Source organism: Vibrio sp. SCSIO 43009 (assembly GCF_023716525.1).
Classification (GTDB): domain Bacteria; phylum Pseudomonadota; class Gammaproteobacteria; order Enterobacterales; family Vibrionaceae; genus Vibrio; species Vibrio alginolyticus.
In genome coordinates, this window is record NZ_CP071843.1 from 1,725,271 (window position 1) to 1,743,836 (window position 18,566).

The 18,566-nt window shown below is 46.5% G+C and carries 13 protein-coding genes, 4 tRNA genes, 3 rRNA genes and 1 riboswitch; of the genes, 7 read left to right on the forward strand and 13 right to left on the reverse strand.

Features of this window, described 5'->3' with window-relative positions; all coding sequences use genetic code 11:
* Positions 1 to 12: 12 nt before the first annotated feature.
* The gene (locus J4N43_RS23230) at positions 13 to 495 is read right to left on the reverse strand and encodes a L,D-transpeptidase family protein (protein ID WP_054574480.1); all 483 of its coding nucleotides are present in this window, start codon (positions 493 to 495) and stop codon (positions 13 to 15) included.
* Positions 496 to 736: 241 nt separating this feature from the next.
* Here J4N43_RS23230 and J4N43_RS23235 point away from each other — a divergent pair, with 241 nt between their 5' ends.
* Together J4N43_RS23235 and J4N43_RS23240 are read left to right on the forward strand one after the other, a co-directional pair.
* Complete coding sequence (locus J4N43_RS23235) at positions 737 to 1,732, forward strand: 2-hydroxyacid dehydrogenase (RefSeq protein ID WP_053350830.1); 996 nt, start codon at positions 737 to 739, stop codon at positions 1,730 to 1,732.
* Positions 1,733 to 1,817: 85 nt separating this feature from the next.
* The gene (locus tag J4N43_RS23240) at positions 1,818 to 2,174 is read left to right on the forward strand and encodes a YibL family ribosome-associated protein (protein ID WP_005374274.1); all 357 of its coding nucleotides are present in this window, start codon (positions 1,818 to 1,820) and stop codon (positions 2,172 to 2,174) included.
* A gap of 163 nt (positions 2,175 to 2,337) precedes the next feature.
* On the opposite strand, the gene J4N43_RS23245 is transcribed toward J4N43_RS23240, so the two are convergent.
* The 10 genes from J4N43_RS23245 to J4N43_RS23290 all read right to left on the reverse strand — a co-directional run bounded on the left by J4N43_RS23245 (position 2,338) and on the right by J4N43_RS23290 (position 11,068).
* A complete protein-coding gene (locus tag J4N43_RS23245) occupies positions 2,338 to 3,369 on the reverse strand; it encodes a hypothetical protein (protein ID WP_005374275.1) in 1,032 nt (343 codons plus the stop codon).
* Positions 3,370 to 3,472: 103 nt separating this feature from the next.
* Entirely contained in the window at positions 3,473 to 4,234 is a 762-nt protein-coding gene (locus tag J4N43_RS23250; RefSeq protein ID WP_053350829.1) for a hypothetical protein, read from the reverse strand.
* 279 nt (positions 4,235 to 4,513) lie between these two features.
* A tRNA-Ser gene (locus tag J4N43_RS23255) sits at positions 4,514 to 4,604 on the reverse strand.
* 99 nt (positions 4,605 to 4,703) lie between these two features.
* Positions 4,704 to 4,821, reverse strand: a 5S ribosomal RNA gene (gene rrf / locus J4N43_RS23260).
* A 94-nt stretch (positions 4,822 to 4,915) separates the two neighbouring features.
* A 23S ribosomal RNA gene (locus J4N43_RS23265) occupies positions 4,916 to 7,804 on the reverse strand.
* Between the two features lie 357 nt (positions 7,805 to 8,161).
* Positions 8,162 to 8,237, reverse strand: a tRNA-Val gene (locus J4N43_RS23270).
* A 28-nt stretch (positions 8,238 to 8,265) separates the two neighbouring features.
* A tRNA-Lys gene (locus J4N43_RS23275) sits at positions 8,266 to 8,341 on the reverse strand.
* A gap of 2 nt (positions 8,342 to 8,343) precedes the next feature.
* Positions 8,344 to 8,419, reverse strand: a tRNA-Glu gene (locus J4N43_RS23280).
* Between the two features lie 89 nt (positions 8,420 to 8,508).
* Positions 8,509 to 10,061: ribosomal RNA gene (locus J4N43_RS23285) — 16S ribosomal RNA — on the reverse strand.
* The 16S, 23S and 5S rRNA genes sit together here with 4 tRNA genes alongside, the layout of an rRNA operon.
* Before the next feature lie 482 nt (positions 10,062 to 10,543).
* A complete protein-coding gene (locus J4N43_RS23290; protein ID WP_017820996.1) occupies positions 10,544 to 11,068 on the reverse strand; it encodes a DUF3087 domain-containing protein in 525 nt (174 codons plus the stop codon).
* 160 nt (positions 11,069 to 11,228) lie between these two features.
* Between J4N43_RS23290 and trmY the strand changes: the two genes are divergently transcribed.
* The gene (gene trmY, locus J4N43_RS23295) at positions 11,229 to 11,828 is read left to right on the forward strand and encodes a tRNA (pseudouridine(54)-N(1))-methyltransferase TrmY (protein WP_017634347.1); all 600 of its coding nucleotides are present in this window, start codon (positions 11,229 to 11,231) and stop codon (positions 11,826 to 11,828) included.
* A gap of 77 nt (positions 11,829 to 11,905) precedes the next feature.
* On the opposite strand, the gene J4N43_RS23300 is transcribed toward trmY, so the two are convergent.
* Positions 11,906 to 13,249, reverse strand: coding sequence for a TldD/PmbA family protein (locus tag J4N43_RS23300; RefSeq protein WP_053350095.1), 1,344 nt, complete (start codon positions 13,247 to 13,249; stop codon positions 11,906 to 11,908).
* Positions 13,249 to 14,634 (reverse strand): TldD/PmbA family protein, encoded by a 1,386-nt coding sequence (locus J4N43_RS23305; protein WP_025768780.1) that lies wholly within the window; start codon positions 14,632 to 14,634, stop codon positions 13,249 to 13,251. The genes J4N43_RS23300 and J4N43_RS23305 overlap by 1 nt, the downstream gene beginning before the upstream one ends.
* Positions 14,635 to 14,945: 311 nt before the next feature.
* Positions 14,946 to 15,053, forward strand: a riboswitch (TPP riboswitch).
* A gap of 97 nt (positions 15,054 to 15,150) precedes the next feature.
* Here J4N43_RS23305 and thiD point away from each other — a divergent pair.
* The 4 genes from thiD to J4N43_RS23325 are packed head-to-tail and all read left to right on the forward strand — an operon-like array spanning position 15,151 to position 18,544.
* The gene (gene thiD, locus J4N43_RS23310) at positions 15,151 to 16,008 is read left to right on the forward strand and encodes a bifunctional hydroxymethylpyrimidine kinase/phosphomethylpyrimidine kinase (protein WP_158159447.1); all 858 of its coding nucleotides are present in this window, start codon (positions 15,151 to 15,153) and stop codon (positions 16,006 to 16,008) included.
* Positions 15,998 to 16,753: an ABC transporter ATP-binding protein gene (locus tag J4N43_RS23315; protein ID WP_064354467.1), complete on the forward strand. Its 756-nt coding sequence runs from the start codon at positions 15,998 to 16,000 to the stop codon at positions 16,751 to 16,753. The genes thiD and J4N43_RS23315 overlap by 11 nt, the downstream gene beginning before the upstream one ends.
* Positions 16,746 to 17,546 carry an ABC transporter permease gene (locus J4N43_RS23320; protein WP_158159446.1) on the forward strand — a complete coding sequence of 267 codons (801 nt, stop codon included), beginning with the start codon at positions 16,746 to 16,748 and terminating at the stop codon, positions 17,544 to 17,546. Before J4N43_RS23315 ends, J4N43_RS23320 begins: the two co-directional genes overlap by 8 nt.
* Positions 17,547 to 17,593: 47 nt before the next feature.
* Positions 17,594 to 18,544 carry an ABC transporter substrate-binding protein gene (locus J4N43_RS23325; protein ID WP_005374293.1) on the forward strand — a complete coding sequence of 317 codons (951 nt, stop codon included), beginning with the start codon at positions 17,594 to 17,596 and terminating at the stop codon, positions 18,542 to 18,544.
* Positions 18,545 to 18,566: the final 22 nt, after the last annotated feature.

Here is an 18,566-nt window from a genome sequence, read left to right on the forward strand (position 1 = left end):
GGGGACCTTTTATTACCACTCAATCTGAATTGGTGTCCCCATCTCGACGAGCTGGATAAATTCGTCCATTTCCTCGTTGGTAATCGCAATACACCCATTAGTCCAATCAAAACTTTGGATGTAAATCGGCAACTGACTCTCACCGTTTTTTAAGCCATGAATTTTGATGTTCCCTCCAGGGGAGACACCTCGGCGCCTCGCTTCCAACGTATCAATCGCATCAGGGTAACTGATATGCACAGAACGATAAAAAGCAGAGTCCTCTATAACATAATCTAGAGTGTACTCGCCCTCCGGCGTGCGATTGTCTCCCTCTTCTTGTTTATGTCCTTGCGGGTTCGCTCCTAAAGCAATTCGGTATTCTTTTAGCACTGCTCCTTGTTCCATCAAATACATTCGACGCTTAGACTTGTCGACTTTAACGAGGTCAACAGCTGCGTGAGTGCCCGAAGCAAACACACAACACAAGAACATAGAGAACCATTTTACTGACATTGTCGTAACGCCTAAGCTAATAAAGTGAACAAGAAAAGAGCGATAATGCTAGTCAGTTAATGCTCGTAAAGCAAACAGTATCTAATGCGGAACCGTAAGATAGCACTCGCTGAAAGGCGTACTTCTTATCGTTATTTGATACAACAAAGTCAAAAAGAAGATTTCTCTATTCATTGCGGCTAAGTTGCATTACTTTATAAGCATATTTATTTATAAAGTCCGTACTTTTTGAGAGGGAACCATGATTAACATTGCTTTTTTTAGTGCAAAATCCTACGACGAAGCCTCTTTTAATAAAATTAAAAATAACCGCGATTTTGAATTTCACTATCACGACTTCCGACTAACCGAAAAAACAGCCAAGATGGCGCACGGCAGTGATGTTGTATGTGCGTTCGTTAATGATGATCTTTCAGCTCCTGTCCTTAAACAGCTTTCTCTGGGCGGGACCAAACTTATTGCTATGCGCTGCGCGGGATTTGATAAAGTTGATCAACAAGCAGCCAAAGAACTAGGTTTACAAGTGGTTCGAGTTCCTGCTTACTCACCAGAAGCAGTGGCAGAGCACACGGTTGGTTTAATGATGTGCCTAAACCGCCGTCTTCACAAGGCCTACCAACGCACACGTGACGCCAACTTCTCGCTAGAGGGTCTTGTTGGCTTTAACTTTTACGGAAAAACTGTTGGTGTTATTGGTACGGGTAAGATTGGTATCGCGACGATGCGTATCTTCAAAGGGCTTGGCATGGAGCTGCTTTGCTACGACCCCTACGAAAACCCATTAGCGCTAGAAATGGGAGCCCGTTACTGTTCGCTTGAAGAAATCTACGCTAATGCGGATGTTATCTCTCTCCATTGTCCAATGAGTGAAGAAAACTATCACTTATTGAACGAAAAAGCCTTCGCGCAAATGAAAGATGGTGTAATGATCATTAACACCAGTCGAGGCGAGTTGCTAGATTCACTAGCGGCGATAGAAGCGTTGAAACAAGGTAAGATTGGTGCGCTTGGCCTAGACGTGTATGACAATGAAAAAGACTTATTCTTCCAAGATAAATCTAACGATGTCATTGTAGATGATGTTTTCCGCCGTTTATCGGCTTGTCATAACGTGCTGTTTACTGGCCACCAAGCATTCTTGACTCACGAAGCACTTAATAATATTGCCTCTGTGACGCTTGATAACGTCGAAGCCTTTTTCTCTGGTAACGTATCGGGCAATGAACTGATTAACTAAAGCCAGACAATCGAGAAGTATAGTAGAGCGTGTGATCTCAGCTATGCTATACTCCTCGACTATTTAAAATTTGAGCCAAATTACCATGAGCATAAAAACTGATATTCAAAAGCTGCACAACCGTTTAGATACATGCCAACGTAAACTTGATGCGGCACGTTCTCGTGGTGATCACGAAATGATTACAAAGTTCACGGATGAAGTAGAACAGCTGACCAAAAAGCTTAACCAGTTAAAGCACAAGCAAAACTATGAGCTGAACAAAGAACGTAAAAGCTTACTTGATATGCCTTTCTCTCGTGAAATCACCAAAGCAGAACAAGCGGACATAGGCAAACTAAAAAAACGCGTACGCGGCTTAGTAATCGTTCACCCATTAACAAAAGTTGGTAAAGAACTTCGCCTTGATGTGATGACAGGCTTTGCGCCAAAAGAGTTTTAAAACTCGCATTAACATTTATGGAGCCTAAGCATTTGCTTGGGCTTTTTATTTTGTACTGCTTCATTAGATTTCATCGAAATATCAATCCATAAGCTATTAAAAAGGCCAGCGACAAAAGCCACTGACCTATTTCGACCAATATCGTCCGCATTACATCTCAACGTTACGACAGTTGCTGCAACTTGTGCTCCACAACGGGATCATTCGGAACCAACTGCTGAGCGACTTCCAAAAGCTGTACCGCATCTTGCGGGTTGTCATACTCATGCTTAAGTGCAATATCAACAAGTGGCTGAATATCGATTTGCGCTTGATGCTCCTTCACATGTTCTTTCTTTTCTTCAATTAGTACATTATGAGCGGTGCTCAGTAAGTTTAAACGATGCTGTGAGCTCGCATTCGCCTTGTTAAGGCACTGATAGTAATCTTCTTTTAAGCGCAGCGTTTTGGTCTGATGACGAAACTGCGCTATATCTATCTTCTGATAACGTATAAAGTCTACGGCCACTTGCTTATAAAAACCGAATTTATTCAAATACGTCGCGTGGGTACCATGTCCCATCCCGAAGACTCTTAAGTGAGTGAGCTCTGGGTAGCGTTTGGCGTGAAGGCGGTCGATTTCATTAGTTGGATCATAAATGATATAGCCTTTTGCATCGCCAAGGTCGAGGTCGTGATACTTTCCTTCCCAATCAAATTGTTGGGCAAGTTCAGTACTTGGCCTATCATCCCATGGCACCAAAACTTTGTTTTTTGTGCTGACCGGGTGAAACATCAATACTTGATCCAACTTTAATAGATTAGAAAAGGCACCAATAGCAAAACCACCGCGGCTAAGTCCATAGCCTAAACGACATTCAAAGGGCTCAAGTAAAGTCGACAGTTGCTCTAGAAAGAAAATCAAATTACGGCTGCGAAACCAGTTACTTTTCCCAAGATGCTGAAATGAAATAATATTTACTTTTTGTTTCTGGGCTAAGCGATAACCCCAAGGCGCAAAGTCTGAGTGTAAGTCCTGTACTTGTAGATTCGTACCAGCAGGGGAAAAGGTGAACAACAACGGTTTATTGCGGTCGACAAACTCATACTTAACAAATACATCATCAAGTAAGTCCTCCCCGGACATCGGTAGCCTGGTTTGCTGTTCTTCACGAGAAAGAGCCAGCCATTCATCCAACCAGTACAGTAACTTCATTAATCCTCCATCTAAATTGCGCCTAGCAATTGTGTTAAAAATCTAGTTTTTAGTGTGTGATCATCTCCCCCTGGTTACAGGGGACTCTGATATCAGTCCTCTTTTAAAACAAAGCGTGAATTTGCTTATTAAATTGGTCAATATCTAAGGTTTGATGGCGAACAAACTCCTGCGCCACCAGATTAAAAAATTCTAATTTATCTAATTGTGTGGATTGAGTGCCGTGTCCCATACCGACGACTTTTAAATGGGTAAGCTCTGGATAACGTTCAGCATGAAGACGATCAATGCGATTGGATGGGTCATAAATAATATAACCTTTGGCATTGCCCAAATCTCGATCATGGTAGCCGCTTTCCCAAGCAAACTGCTGAGCAAGCTCAGTACTCGGCCGATCATCCCAAGGCACTAACGCTTTATTTTTAGTGCTAACAGGATAAAACAACAAAAGATGTTCTAGTTTCAGCAAGTTAGCGAACGCGCCAATTGCAAAGCCACCTCGACTTTGCCCATAACCCAAACGACATTTGAAGGGATGAAGCAACTCAGATAGCTGCTCCAGAAAGAAAATCAAATTCCGACTACGGAACCAATTACTTTGTCCTAAATGTTGAAAGGCAATAATGTTTAATTGTTGTTGTATTCCGAGCTCGTAGCCCCAAGGAGAAAAATCCGGAGTTAAATCTTGTACCTGCACATCAGTACCGGAAGGAGAAAATGTAAACAACAATGGCTTGTTAAGATCGACGAGTTCATACTTCACAAACACATCATCAAGTAAATCGTAGCCAGAGATAGGTAAAGCCATCTCTTGTTCTTGTTGAGTAAGAGCTTGCCATTCATCTAACCAGTAAAGTAGCTTCATTTTTTCTCCAAGTGCATCCGCAGTATTTAGACTGGAACTCTATCAAAATGCGTTTAAGCATCCCACGTTGAGACTTAAGAAAGCTCTATTTGAAGCCCAAATGAGACGTATGGAAATGTCTTCGATTGAAGGTATTACTGCGTAAACTAAACCCAAAGTAGGTACGCAAAAACTTGGAGAAAGAGCTAGAGAAAAATCAATTAGAAGTTTCGATAACAGCGGTTAAAAAACAGCAGATACAAAAAAACCGCTGTAAGAACAGCGGTTTTTTTTTAAAAGTGGCGGAGAGATAGGGATTTGAACCCTAGATACGCTATTAACGTATGCCGGTTTTCAAGACCGGTGCTTTCAACCACTCAGCCATCTCTCCACAAATTGTCACTAAAACTTAGTCTTATACTATTGATGCTAATTTTTAGTTTTGCCTTCAGTTATCTCAATTAAAGAGAACTTGAAAGCGATGTTTAAAGCCTGGCGATGTTTCTACTCTCACATGGGGAAGCCCCACACTACCATCGACGCTATTTCGTTTCACTTCTGAGTTCGGCATGGAAATCAGGTGGGTCCAAAACGCTATGGTCGCCAAGCAAATTCTTTAATTCGGAAAGCTGTTTTTTTAATTCTCGTTCTTACACATTCAATGTTCTTTCATTGAGTCCATCAAAACCCCTTGGGTGTTGTATGGTTAAGCCTCACGGGCAATTAGTACAGGTTAGCTCAACGCCTCACAACGCTTACACACCCTGCCTATCAACGTCGTAGTCTACGACAACCCTTTAGGATACTTAAAGTATCAGGGAGAACTCATCTCAAGGCTCGCTTCCCGCTTAGATGCTTTCAGCGGTTATCGATCCCGAACTTAGCTACCGGGCAATGCGTCTGGCGACACAACCCGAACACCAGAGGTTCGTCCACTCCGGTCCTCTCGTACTAGGAGCAGCCCCTTTCAATTCTCCAACGCCCACGGCAGATAGGGACCGAACTGTCTCACGACGTTCTAAACCCAGCTCGCGTACCACTTTAAATGGCGAACAGCCATACCCTTGGGACCGACTTCAGCCCCAGGATGTGATGAGCCGACATCGAGGTGCCAAACACCGCCGTCGATATGAACTCTTGGGCGGTATCAGCCTGTTATCCCCGGAGTACCTTTTATCCGTTGAGCGATGGCCCTTCCATTCAGAACCACCGGATCACTATGACCTGCTTTCGCACCTGCTCGAATTGTCATTCTCGCAGTCAAGCGGGCTTATGCCATTGCACTAACCTCACGATGTCCAACCGTGATTAGCCCACCTTCGTGCTCCTCCGTTACGCTTTGGGAGGAGACCGCCCCAGTCAAACTACCCACCAGGCACTGTCCGCAACCCCGATAGGGGTCGACGTTAGAACATCAACACTACAAGGGTGGTATTTCAAGGACGGCTCCACGCAATCTAGCGACTGCGCTTCAAAGCCTCCCACCTATCCTACACATGTAGGGTCAATGTTCAGTGCCAAGCTGTAGTAAAGGTTCACGGGGTCTTTCCGTCTAGCCGCGGGTACACTGCATCTTCACAGCGATTTCAATTTCACTGAGTCTCGGGTGGAGACAGCGTGGCCATCATTACGCCATTCGTGCAGGTCGGAACTTACCCGACAAGGAATTTCGCTACCTTAGGACCGTTATAGTTACGGCCGCCGTTTACCGGGGCTTCGATCAAGAGCTTCGACCGAAGTCTAACCCCATCAATTAACCTTCCGGCACCGGGCAGGCGTCACACCGTATACGTCATCTTGCGATTTTGCACAGTGCTGTGTTTTTAATAAACAGTTGCAGCCACCTGGTATCTGCGACTCTCAATAGCTCCATCCGCGAGGGACTTCACCGTCGAGAGCGTACCTTCTCCCGAAGTTACGGTACCATTTTGCCTAGTTCCTTCACCCGAGTTCTCTCAAGCGCCTTGGTATTCTCTACCCGACCACCTGTGTCGGTTTGGGGTACGATTCCTTACAATCTGAAGCTTAGAGGCTTTTCCTGGAAGCATGGCATCAATGACTTCACACCCGTAGGTGCTCGACGTCGTGTCTCAGCCTTAGAAAGAGCCGGATTTACCTAACTCTTAAGCCTACGCACTTGAACCTGGACAACCGTCGCCAGGCCCACCTAGCCTTCTCCGTCCCCCCATCGCAATTGTAAGAAGTACGGGAATATTAACCCGTTTCCCATCGACTACGCCTTTCGGCCTCGCCTTAGGGGTCGACTTACCCTGCCCCGATTAACGTTGGACAGGAACCCTTGGTCTTCCGGCGAGGAGGTTTTTCACCCCCTTTATCGTTACTCATGTCAGCATTCGCACTTCTGATACGTCCAGCATGCGTTACCACACACCTTCAACCGCTTACAGAACGCTCCCCTACCCAATATACAAAAGTATATTGCCGCAGCTTCGGTTTACTACTTAGCCCCGTTACATCTTCCGCGCAGGCCGACTCGACCAGTGAGCTATTACGCTTTCTTTAAATGATGGCTGCTTCTAAGCCAACATCCTGGCTGTCTGAGCCTTCCCACATCGTTTCCCACTTAGTAGTAATTTGGGACCTTAGCTGGCGGTCTGGGTTGTTTCCCTCTCCACGACGGACGTTAGCACCCGCCGTGTGTCTCCCGGATAGTACTTACTGGTATTCGGAGTTTGCAAAGGGTTGGTAAGTCGGGATGACCCCCTAGCCTTAACAGTGCTCTACCCCCAGTAGTATTCGTCCGAGGCGCTACCTAAATAGCTTTCGGGGAGAACCAGCTATCTCCAGGTTTGATTGGCCTTTCACCCCTAGCCACAAGTCATCCGCTAATTTTTCAACATTAGTCGGTTCGGTCCTCCAGTTGATGTTACTCAACCTTCAACCTGCCCATGGCTAGATCACCTGGTTTCGGGTCTATATCCAGAGACTGAACGCCCAGTTAAGACTCGGTTTCCCTACGGCTCCCCTAGATGGTTAACCTTGCCACTGAATATAAGTCGCTGACCCATTATACAAAAGGTACGCAGTCACAGGACAAGCCTGCTCCTACTGCTTGTACGTACACGGTTTCAGGTTCTATTTCACTCCCCTCACAGGGGTTCTTTTCGCCTTTCCCTCACGGTACTGGTTCACTATCGGTCAGTCAGTAGTATTTAGCCTTGGAGGATGGTCCCCCCATATTCAGACAGGATATCACGTGTCCCGCCCTACTCGATTTCACTGAACACACGTCGTCAACTACGGGACTATCACCCTGTATCGTCGGCCTTTCCAGGCTGTTCGTCTAACGCGTGTAAAGCTTAAGGGCTAGTCCAATTTCGCTCGCCGCTACTTTCGGAATCTCGGTTGATTTCTTTTCCTCGGGGTACTTAGATGTTTCAGTTCCCCCGGTTCGCCCTGTTGAGCTATGTATTCACTCAACAGTAATACCTTATGGTATTGGGTTTCCCCATTCGGAAATCCCAGACTCAAATGGTTTTTACTACCTAATCTGGGCTTATCGCAAGTTAATACGTCCTTCATCGCCTCTGACTGCCAAGGCATCCACCGTGTACGCTTAGTCACTTAACCATACAACCCGAAGGAGTTTCGAGTTGATGTTCAAATCACCAAAGTTGTCTCTCATTATTTGAATGAGCGAGAGACATTCGATTTTGCCGGACTCATCTCTTTACCTTCATTTTTAAAAAAATGAAAACAAAAAGCCAAGAACACTTGAATGTGTTTTTTGGTGTTTATCTTTCGATAAACATTGAGAACTTTACAAACAACAATAAATTGTTGTTTTGTCAGCTTTCCAAATTGTTAAAGAGCTATGTTGCTTCACAAGGAAGTTACATTTTCTAAAGACTTTCAGAGTCAAAAAGACCAACCAGTATCAATTGCTTGTTCTGGTTTGGACGTTTTATTCCAAAAATACTTAGAGAATGGTGGGCGATACCGGGCTCGAACCAGTGACCCCCTGCTTGTAAGGCAGGTGCTCTCCCAACTGAGCTAATCGCCCACATTGTTTTGATTTCCGTGGAAGGAAATGGTGGGTCGTGCAGGATTCGAACCTGCGACCAATTGATTAAAAGTCAACTGCTCTACCAACTGAGCTAACGACCCAATGGTATCCCGTAGGGGAGTCGAACCCCTGTTACCGCCGTGAAAGGGCGGTGTCCTAGGCCTCTAGACGAACGGGACACTAAGTGAACATCTTGGGGGATGTTCTATCTCTTAAACTTCATAAACCGTATCAATCTGTGTGAACACTCATCGCAATAATCATCGTTTAAGGAGGTGATCCAGCGCCAGGTTCCCCTAGCGCTACCTTGTTACGACTTCACCCCAGTCATGAACCACAAAGTGGTAAGCGTCCCCCCGAAGGTTAAACTACCTACTTCTTTTGCAGCCCACTCCCATGGTGTGACGGGCGGTGTGTACAAGGCCCGGGAACGTATTCACCGTGGCATTCTGATCCACGATTACTAGCGATTCCGACTTCATGGAGTCGAGTTGCAGACTCCAATCCGGACTACGACGCACTTTTTGGGATTCGCTCACTTTCGCAAGTTGGCCGCCCTCTGTATGCGCCATTGTAGCACGTGTGTAGCCCTACTCGTAAGGGCCATGATGACTTGACGTCGTCCCCACCTTCCTCCGGTTTATCACCGGCAGTCTCCCTGGAGTTCCCGACATTACTCGCTGGCAAACAAGGATAAGGGTTGCGCTCGTTGCGGGACTTAACCCAACATTTCACAACACGAGCTGACGACAGCCATGCAGCACCTGTCTCAGAGTTCCCGAAGGCACCAATCCATCTCTGGAAAGTTCTCTGGATGTCAAGAGTAGGTAAGGTTCTTCGCGTTGCATCGAATTAAACCACATGCTCCACCGCTTGTGCGGGCCCCCGTCAATTCATTTGAGTTTTAATCTTGCGACCGTACTCCCCAGGCGGTCTACTTAACGCGTTAGCTCCGAAAGCCACGGCTCAAGGCCACAACCTCCAAGTAGACATCGTTTACGGCGTGGACTACCAGGGTATCTAATCCTGTTTGCTCCCCACGCTTTCGCATCTGAGTGTCAGTATCTGTCCAGGGGGCCGCCTTCGCCACCGGTATTCCTTCAGATCTCTACGCATTTCACCGCTACACCTGAAATTCTACCCCCCTCTACAGTACTCTAGTCTGCCAGTTTCAAATGCTATTCCGAGGTTGAGCCCCGGGCTTTCACATCTGACTTAACAAACCACCTGCATGCGCTTTACGCCCAGTAATTCCGATTAACGCTCGCACCCTCCGTATTACCGCGGCTGCTGGCACGGAGTTAGCCGGTGCTTCTTCTGTCGCTAACGTCAAATAATGCAGCTATTAACTACACTACCTTCCTCACGACTGAAAGTGCTTTACAACCCGAAGGCCTTCTTCACACACGCGGCATGGCTGCATCAGGCTTGCGCCCATTGTGCAATATTCCCCACTGCTGCCTCCCGTAGGAGTCTGGACCGTGTCTCAGTTCCAGTGTGGCTGATCATCCTCTCAGACCAGCTAGGGATCGTCGCCTTGGTGAGCCATTACCTCACCAACTAGCTAATCCCACCTAGGCATATCCTGACGCGAGAGGCCCGAAGGTCCCCCTCTTTGGCCCGTAGGCATCATGCGGTATTAGCCATCGTTTCCAATGGTTATCCCCCACATCAGGGCAATTTCCTAGGCATTACTCACCCGTCCGCCGCTCGACGCCGTTATCGTTCCCCGAAGGTTCAGATAACTCGTTTCCGCTCGACTTGCATGTGTTAGGCCTGCCGCCAGCGTTCAATCTGAGCCATGATCAAACTCTTCAATTTAAGATTTTGTCGGCTCAATGAATACTGAACATTACATAAGTAATGTTTGAATTGACTGTGCTGAATCTTTCGATTCAATGGTCACTTCGTTTCATTGAAACCTAATTTGATACCGCTTTCCGTTAAGAAAGAAATATCTAATTGGATTATCATCAACGAGTGCCCACACAGATTGATAGGTCTATATTGTTAAAGAGCTTGCTTCGTAAGCTTTGCTATCGAAGCGGAGGCGTATTCTAAGGAATTAATTTTCAGTGTCAAACACTTTTTTAAATTAATTTTTAGAAGTTTTCTTTCGCCTTCTTGCCAACCGCTTTTGCGTTTCCGCTTTGCCCTGACAACGGAGGCGCATTATAGGGAGATGATTTTTCTTGGCAACCCCTTTTCAGAAAAAAAATCAAAAAAAAGCGTCGAATGATTAAATCTCACTCAAACGCTTATTTTTAGCACTCAGTTGTTAACTTCAAGTAGCAAATAGGCAATCAATATGTGTCTAGCCAAGACTCTTCAAAGCCTGTGATATCGAGACTCATTGATTGCGCCGCTTCGATTTGCTCGAGAGCCTCCAATTCTTTATTTACACTGCTCATCGTCAGTGTGTTGTTGTCTAGCTCAAACACCTGACTTTGAGTCGTATAGTAGAACTTAAGGATCGTCAGCGCTTTTACATCGCCATTGTTCGCGGCTGCTTTAATGCTTTTTAGTTTACGAAAGATCTTGTTGTGCAGCTGCTTGAGTTTCCAAACGTACAGCACTTCTTCCATGTATGGTCGAGTTTTAATTTGATTCAATAAAGAGAGGGAAGTTGCAACTGCGAGAACGACACCAATCAAATTCCAATGGAAATTGCCCGTTGATTGTTCTGGTACGACTTCAGTGTTGCCAAACAAAACAATCAACAAGGTACTAAAGGCAAGAGAGGAGATGGCGAGCAACGCAACAAAACCGCCAATCACAAGGTTTACTTTCTTTTTATAAATGTCTTTATTTATCTGTTTGATTTCCATATACCACTCCTAACAGGGTTGCCTCCTATTCTAACCAGCACACCCAGCTCCACAATCGAAGCTTTGTAAGTAAGTTCACATTTGCTATTAAACTCGCATCCCTTCCCTGCTTGGGTATATACTTCCGCGCATTCACTCTTCCTATATAGAGGCTAAATTCATGCGCTCTTTTGTTTTACGAGCTCGCGCGGCGCCAACCACCAGCAAAGCACTGTTAGAAGGTGTTGGTAATGAAGCGCATACAGAGATTCTTGCTCATACCATGATGAACACGATGTTCGTTGCTCAATCACACCGTGAAGATGTGGTTGTTCACTTGGTTTTAGAAAGCACAAAAGATTTCTCACGCACCATTACTATTCGCTCCAACGACATCACCAACATTGGCGGCTTCCATGAGTCAACCTTGATTGCAGCAGTGGCTCGCGCTTTGGATGCTTCGGTTGGTATGGGTAAAGAGCAACTTCGTGAAGTCGAACCTGGTATTACCGTTCGTACAGTGAGCTTTGAACGCCTAGTACAAGAACTGGCAGAAGATCACCAACTATATATGCTGGATAAGAAAGGCGAATTTGTTCGTGATGCAGAAATTGGTGAAAATCCATGTTTCTTGCTAACTGACCATATACCGATGCCGAAAAAGTCTTTTAACAGCTTAAAGCGCCTTGGCACAGAGAAGATCAGCTTAGGTCCTAAGATGCTTTTCGCTTCTCAGTGTGTAGTATTGATCCACAATGAGTTGGACATACGCGAATTCTAGTTATTCGCGCACACGTTGCTAGATAATGAAAGAGGACTCTATTGAGTCCTCTTTTTGTTTCTATAGTAATGCTAAGTTTACTTACCACCAATGCTCAAACGAGCAAAACGAACGTCTGGCGAGAAGAAAGTTCGGCTATCGTTAATTAGCTGAGTATCACCTACTGCCTCAACTTCTTGCAGCATATTGTAGAAGTTACCCGCTACCGTGATCCCACGAACTGGTTGAATGCGCTTACCATCACGGCACAAGAAACCACTCGCGCCAAATGAGAAATCACCACTCACTGCATCCGCACCAGAATGGACACCTTGAAGTTCGACTAACTCTAGGTACTCACCCGCTTTTACTTCTGACGCACTGCTGTTACCCGTCGCAATCACTTTGTGATTCGCTGATACGTCTAGGCTCGATTTTGCACCGCGAGCGGCACTTGCTGTCGAGACTGCGCCCAAGTAACTTGCGGTCTGGCTGTTGTGTAGCAAGGTTTTCAACTCACCATTAGCAATCATGACATTATCTTGAGTAGCGAAGCCTTCACTATCAAAACTCGCGATTGCCATACCATTTGGCACGTAAGCCGTATCAGTAAAGGTAATTAAATCACTCGCAACACGTTGACCAAGCTTGTCACCCAGTGGCGTAATGCCTTTCATCGCGCTTACGCCAGAGAAAGCACTGCCGAAAGCACCGAATAAACTTGCTAGCGCATTGATGTGGAAAATAGCAGGGTAGTTACCTGTCGCAACCGGAGCGCCTTCCAGAAGATCACGAGCAAGGTTGTAGCCACCTTCTATACAGTAAGCTGGATTCAACTCATCAAAACGGCGACCAAGTGACATTCTACCCGCCATTGACTGTTTGCCGTCTTTTTCAAACAAGGTATACGCGTAACAAGTGAACGAGCGCTCGAAGTGTTGACACAATGTGCCTTGAGTATTGGCAATGATCAGTTGTGTTTCGCCATCGCTGTAACCATTGTAAGGTGCGCTAGAAGCGTGAGGCAGAGCCACTACGCCTTGCTCAAGTGCGAGAGACAGTTCAATTTTTTCATCAACCGAAGTTGTGTCTTCTTGAGCAATCTCAGCCACGTCAGTCGTGATTTGGCTGTTCACACAACTAATGGTCTGATGTTCATCTTGCTTGGAAAAACGAGCGCTTTGCAGTGCATTAGTCAGCATCAAATCTAAGCTTGGTTGTTCTAACGACTCAGAGTAGCTTGTCGCAACGCGCGCATCTTTCACAACACGAACACCCAGAACTTGGCTTGAGCTTACTTTGTACTCATCCAGCTTTCCTTGGTACGCTTTCAAAGAAAAGCTACTGTTGCGGTTTACAATGACGTCCGCTTCTGCACCTTGGCGTTTTGCTTCTGATAGGACGTAATCAACCGCATTGAGAAGTTGTTGTTCTTGGCTCATTAGTTACCGCCTCCTACCAGAATGTTATCGACTTTCAGCGTTGGCTGACCGACTGTTGTTGGTACTGAACCACTTACTGAACCACACATGCCCGGCGCAAGCGCCATGTCTCTGCCGACCATGCTGATTTCTTTCAACACTTTTGGACCCGTGCTGATCAGCGTTGCTGTTTTCAGAGGTTTGGTGATTTTGCCATTTTCAATGAGGTAAGCTTCACGAACAGCAAAGTTAAACTCACCCGTACCCGGTTGAACCGAACCACCACCCATCTTCTTCGCATAGATACCACGCTCGATGCCTGCCAGCATGTCATCAAGTGAATGCTCGCCTTCTTCGATAAAGGTGTTACGCATACGCGAGGTTGGTGCAAACTTGTAGTTTTGACGACGACCAGACCCCGTAGGTTCGTAACCTGTCTTCATGCCACCCATTTTATCGACCATAAAGCTGGTTAGCTTACCGTCTTTGATCAACTGAGTGCGCTGAGTCTTCATACCTTCATCATCAACGTGAATCGAGCCCCATTCGTTGGTCATGGTGCCATCATCGACTGCGTTCACCGCGGTGTGAGCAACCATTTCGCCCATCTTGTCGTGGAATACTGAAGCTTTCTTCGCAACTGAAGTGGTTTCTAGCAAGTGACCACACGCTTCGTGGAAGATTACGCCGCCAAAGCCGTTACCAATTACCACTGGCATTTCACCCGATGGACAAGCATCCGCGCCAAGTTTTACCAACGCTTGTTGCGCGATAGTTTGACCTAGCTCTTTGGCATCAAGCTGTTCACTGAATTCCCAACCAGCAAGAGCGCCAGGACCTTCCATACCAGAAGACTGCTCATTACCTTTTTGAGCGACGGTATTACCAGCAACTCGGATGTAATGACGAGTATCGTCAACGTGTAGACCTTCTGAGTTGAAGATAGACACTTGTTGTTCACGCTGAAGCACGCTGCCAATAAACTGGCTGATATGCTCACTCTCAGCACGTGCGGCTTGGTCAACTTTCAATAGAAACGCGATTTTTGAATCTAGGTTAGCATCCTTACTTAGTGGCATGCGGCAACCATGTTGGATTGGGTAGCGGTTCAAATTCAAAGAACCCGCTGACGCGATTTGCTCACGCTTGTCTTTTGCAGCAAGCAGCGAGGTTACGCGCTTTAGTTCGGCTTCATCTGTGCTGTTGGTGTAACCGTAAAGCACCTTATGACCGAAAAAAAGACGAATACCGATACCAAAATCGATACCCGAGTTAACCTTATCCACTTCACCAGATGCGATCTGGACAGTGTTGGTTTGGTGATGTTCAACGAATAGTTCAGCGAAATCAGCCCCCAAAAAGAGCGCATGATCGATCACTGACTTCGCTGTTACAGAATTAAGCATGAAGTCTCCTTGCTCGATGATCGTCTTAGCCATCCTAATTAACTGTGAAAAAGTTCAACAAAGTTAAATTGGCAACACGTTAAATTTTAACAGTTTTTTAACCTTGTTTTGTGCTAATCCTTGCTTAACGAGACCACGATTATTTATTAAATATTCCAGGTTCTGCTCATTCACCAGAGCGTTGCACTAGTAAATTCCACCCAGCAAACCATTTAGGTGCTTACTTTATCACTCACCTCGCATAATTGAATACTCATTATAATTACGCTCAAAAAACGTATCCCTTCCGCAATGGTCCTGCTATCATCCGAACGAAATAGTCGGGGGGCCACACGACAAGTGTTGGCTGAGATCGAAATTCGAGACCCGTTGAACCTGATTCAGTTAGCACTGACGTAGGGAACTATGCACACTTTGCCTTTCGTCGCCCCTCTTAGGTAAGCGATAGCGATCGAAAAATCGATCTATCTGCAACGGTCAAAGTCAGTTCCTATACGTCTTGTAGTAGGAGCGACCATGACGCAGCAATCACAACCTCATTCACATCACACGCCAGCCTTGCCTACCCCTATCGTATTGACCATCGCGGGCTCAGACAGTGGTGGCGGTGCAGGTATTCAAGCCGACATCAAAGCGATGTCCGCAACCGGCAGTTTTGCTTGCTCGGTAATCACGGCGATTACTTCGCAAAATACCCAAGGCGTTTCTGCGATTTTCCCCATTCCTCTCGACCATGTAGAGAGCCAACTTGATGCAGTATTTACCGACCTCAACATCGTTGCAGTCAAAGTGGGCATGCTGGCCGATTCCAACATCATCAAAGTCGTTGCAGACAAAATTAAGCAATACCAGCCAAGACACCTCGTGATTGACCCTGTAATGGTGGCCACTAGCGGTGATCTATTACTGGAACAGTCGGCAATCAGCACTTTAAAAGAAGAATTGATTCCGCTCGCAGACATCATTACCCCTAACCTACCCGAAGGCGCAGCATTGACGGGTAAGCCAATGCCTCAATCAGAATCTGAAATGAACGATATGATTACCGACCTTCGTGCGCTTGGCGCCAAAGCTATTCTGCTCAAAGGCGGTCACCTTGAAGAAAATGAAAACAGCAACGATCTGCTTATCATGCAAGACAGTGCCGAGTTAATCAGCGCTAAACGCTTTCCAACCAAAAACACTCATGGCACAGGCTGCACGCTGTCTTCTGCTATCGCGTCTTATCTTGGCCAAGGCAACAACCTACACAAAGCGGTGCACCTGGGTAAGCAGTACATCAGCCAAGCTATCGCACACGCTGATGAATTGGATGTAGGTAAAGGCCATGGCCCTGTGAACCACTTTTTTGCGGGTCATACTTATGTTCGCTAACGCGATTGGCATTCAGCTTTCCGATGCTAGTCTGCGATACAAAGATAGCCAAACACCGACTTTAGCAGGAATGAACATGACCATTCCCGTCGGTAAATGGACGGTATTACTCGGACGAAGTGGCTGCGGGAAAACCACAATATTGCGTTACTTAGCTGGCCTGCTGGATGACCAAGTTGACTGGCATGGCGAACTCATCACAACGGATGGCGCTGCACTGCATGACCGTATCGCTTACATGGCTCAGCAGGATTTATTGCTACCGTGGTTGAATGTGTTAGACAACGTCTGCCTCAGTTCTCGATTTTCTCAAGAGCAAGCACCAGAGAAAAATAGACAACGTGCACTGATTTTACTAAGCCAAGTGGGACTCGCCGATTACGCGGATGCTAAGCCAGCTCAGCTCTCTGGCGGCATGAGACAACGTGTTGCCCTTGCTCGCACTCTGATGCAAGACAAGCCTCTGGTTCTGATGGATGAGCCTTTCTCTGCACTGGACGCGGTTACTCGTCATAAGTTGCAAACCTTGTCTGCCGAATTGCTGAAAGATAAGACGGTTGTTCTGATTACCCACGACCCACAAGAAGCGGTGCGATTAGCTCACCAACTCTATGTGTTGCAAGGCACACCTGCGCAAGCTCAGCACTTGGTCGTTCCAGACTCCAAGCCGCCCCGAGTTCTCGATGGAGAGTGCGCCGCGCTTCAACAAGCGATTTTGGATCAATTGGAGAAAGACTATGAGTGATATGACTCAGTACAACTCCGTTTCGGCACGTATTAGTAAAAAAGAACGCGTGACCCATCCGGCTCTGCGCTTAGTTATCAGCACAGCGGTGATCTTGGGATTGTGGCAGTTGGTCGTGGTGATATTCGACATGCCAAGCTTCATCTTACCTTCACCAATTGAAGTGCTGGATAGATTGGTCACTCGTTACGATGTCCTGCTCAAACATACTTGGGTTACCGCGCAAGAGATCTTATTTGGCTTGGCGCTTGGATTATCGATGGGTTTGCTGTTCGCATTGCAAATGCTGATGTTCGAGCCGTTGAAGCGTTGGTTATTGCCTATTCTGATTGCTAGCCAAGCGATCCCTGTATTCGCTATCGCGCCAGTGCTCATGCTTTGGCTGGGTTACGGCATTGCATCGAAAGTAGTCATGGCGGCGATCATCATCTTTTTCCCCGTCACGACATGTTGCTATGACGGCTTGCGCAATACGCCAACAGGTTACCTCGACCTTGCCAAGACCATGGGCGCGTCTAAATGGCAGCTACTTCGTCATATTCAATTGCCAGCCGCACTACCAACTTTAGCCTCAGGTATTCGTGTTGCCGTCGTTATTGCGCCAATTGGAGCAGTGGTCGGTGAGTGGGTAGGTTCAAGTGAAGGCTTGGGTTATCTGATGCTCCAAGCCAACGCTCGCATGATCATTGATGAGATGTTTGCAGCGCTGTTTATCCTCGCTGTGCTGTCTATCTCACTCTACTTCATCACCGATAAATTATTGAAAAAAGCCATCCCTTGGGAAAGCAAATAATTACAGAAAATAACCAAAGAAAATTGGGAAAGAAAAGGAAGAACCCCGTGAATAAAAACAAACTTATGAGCGCTGCTGCTCTACTCGCTTCAGTGGTATCAACCAACGTGCTTGCCGCTGAAAAAGAGATGACACTGATGTTGGATTGGTTCGTCAATCCAAACCATGGTCCTATCGTGATTGCCAAAGAACGTGGTTACTTCAAAGAGCAAGGCTTGAAGGTCAACATTCAAGAGCCGGCAGATCCAAGTACACCACCTAAGTTGGTCGCGGCGGGTAAAGTCGACATGGCGATCTCTTACCAACCAAGCCTGACCATCGATGTCGCGGCTGGTTTGCCACTAATCCGCTCTGCGACTTTGATTGCTACGCCACTCAACACGTTGATGGTGTTGGACAACGGTAAGAATGAAAACCTTGGCGACTTGAAAGGCAAGAAGATCGGTATTGCGATCGCAGGCAACGAAGAAGCGACAATCGGCACCATGCTAGCGCAAGAAAACGTGAAGTTTTCTGACGTACAAATCATCAACGTAGGTTGGGCGCTGTCTTCGTCTCTTGCGTCTGGCAAGGTGGATGCGATTTGGGGCGGTCTACGTAACTTCGAAACCAACCAACTGGCACTAGAAGGTTATAAAGCTAAGGCCTTCTTCCCTGAAGAACACGGCGTGCCAGCGTATGACGAGTTAGTCTTCGTAGCCAATGCAAAAAACTACGACAAAGAAGCCATCAAGGCATTCAACAAAGCACTAGAGCAAGCGACCACTTACATCGTTAACCATCCAAAAGAGTCGTGGAAAGAGTTCGTGGCTTATTCACCAGACACGCTCAACAACGAGCTTAACCAACGCGCTTGGAACGACACGCTAACTCGTTTCGCTCTTCGTCCATCCGCAGTAGATCTGAAACGCTACGATGATTATGCGCAGTTCATGTATTCACAAAACATCATCGAAACACTGCCAAAAGCGAAAGATTACGTACCGAGCTTTGACTAATTCTACTGACCTTAGGATCTAA

Coding starts and splice junctions, on each gene's coding strand:
- J4N43_RS23230 (WP_054574480.1), bottom strand. CDS start 495: ATGTCAGTAAAATGGTTCTCTATGTTCTTGTGTTGTGTGTTTGCTTCG.
- J4N43_RS23235 (WP_053350830.1), top strand. CDS start 737: ATGATTAACATTGCTTTTTTTAGTGCAAAATCCTACGACGAAGCCTCT.
- J4N43_RS23240 (WP_005374274.1), top strand. CDS start 1,818: ATGAGCATAAAAACTGATATTCAAAAGCTGCACAACCGTTTAGATACA.
- J4N43_RS23245 (WP_005374275.1), bottom strand. CDS start 3,369: ATGAAGTTACTGTACTGGTTGGATGAATGGCTGGCTCTTTCTCGTGAA.
- J4N43_RS23250 (WP_053350829.1), bottom strand. CDS start 4,234: ATGAAGCTACTTTACTGGTTAGATGAATGGCAAGCTCTTACTCAACAA.
- J4N43_RS23290 (WP_017820996.1), bottom strand. CDS start 11,068: ATGGAAATCAAACAGATAAATAAAGACATTTATAAAAAGAAAGTAAAC.
- trmY (WP_017634347.1), top strand. CDS start 11,229: ATGCGCTCTTTTGTTTTACGAGCTCGCGCGGCGCCAACCACCAGCAAA.
- J4N43_RS23300 (WP_053350095.1), bottom strand. CDS start 13,249: ATGAGCCAAGAACAACAACTTCTCAATGCGGTTGATTACGTCCTATCA.
- J4N43_RS23305 (WP_025768780.1), bottom strand. CDS start 14,634: ATGCTTAATTCTGTAACAGCGAAGTCAGTGATCGATCATGCGCTCTTT.
- thiD (WP_158159447.1), top strand. CDS start 15,151: ATGACGCAGCAATCACAACCTCATTCACATCACACGCCAGCCTTGCCT.
- J4N43_RS23315 (WP_064354467.1), top strand. CDS start 15,998: ATGTTCGCTAACGCGATTGGCATTCAGCTTTCCGATGCTAGTCTGCGA.
- J4N43_RS23320 (WP_158159446.1), top strand. CDS start 16,746: ATGAGTGATATGACTCAGTACAACTCCGTTTCGGCACGTATTAGTAAA.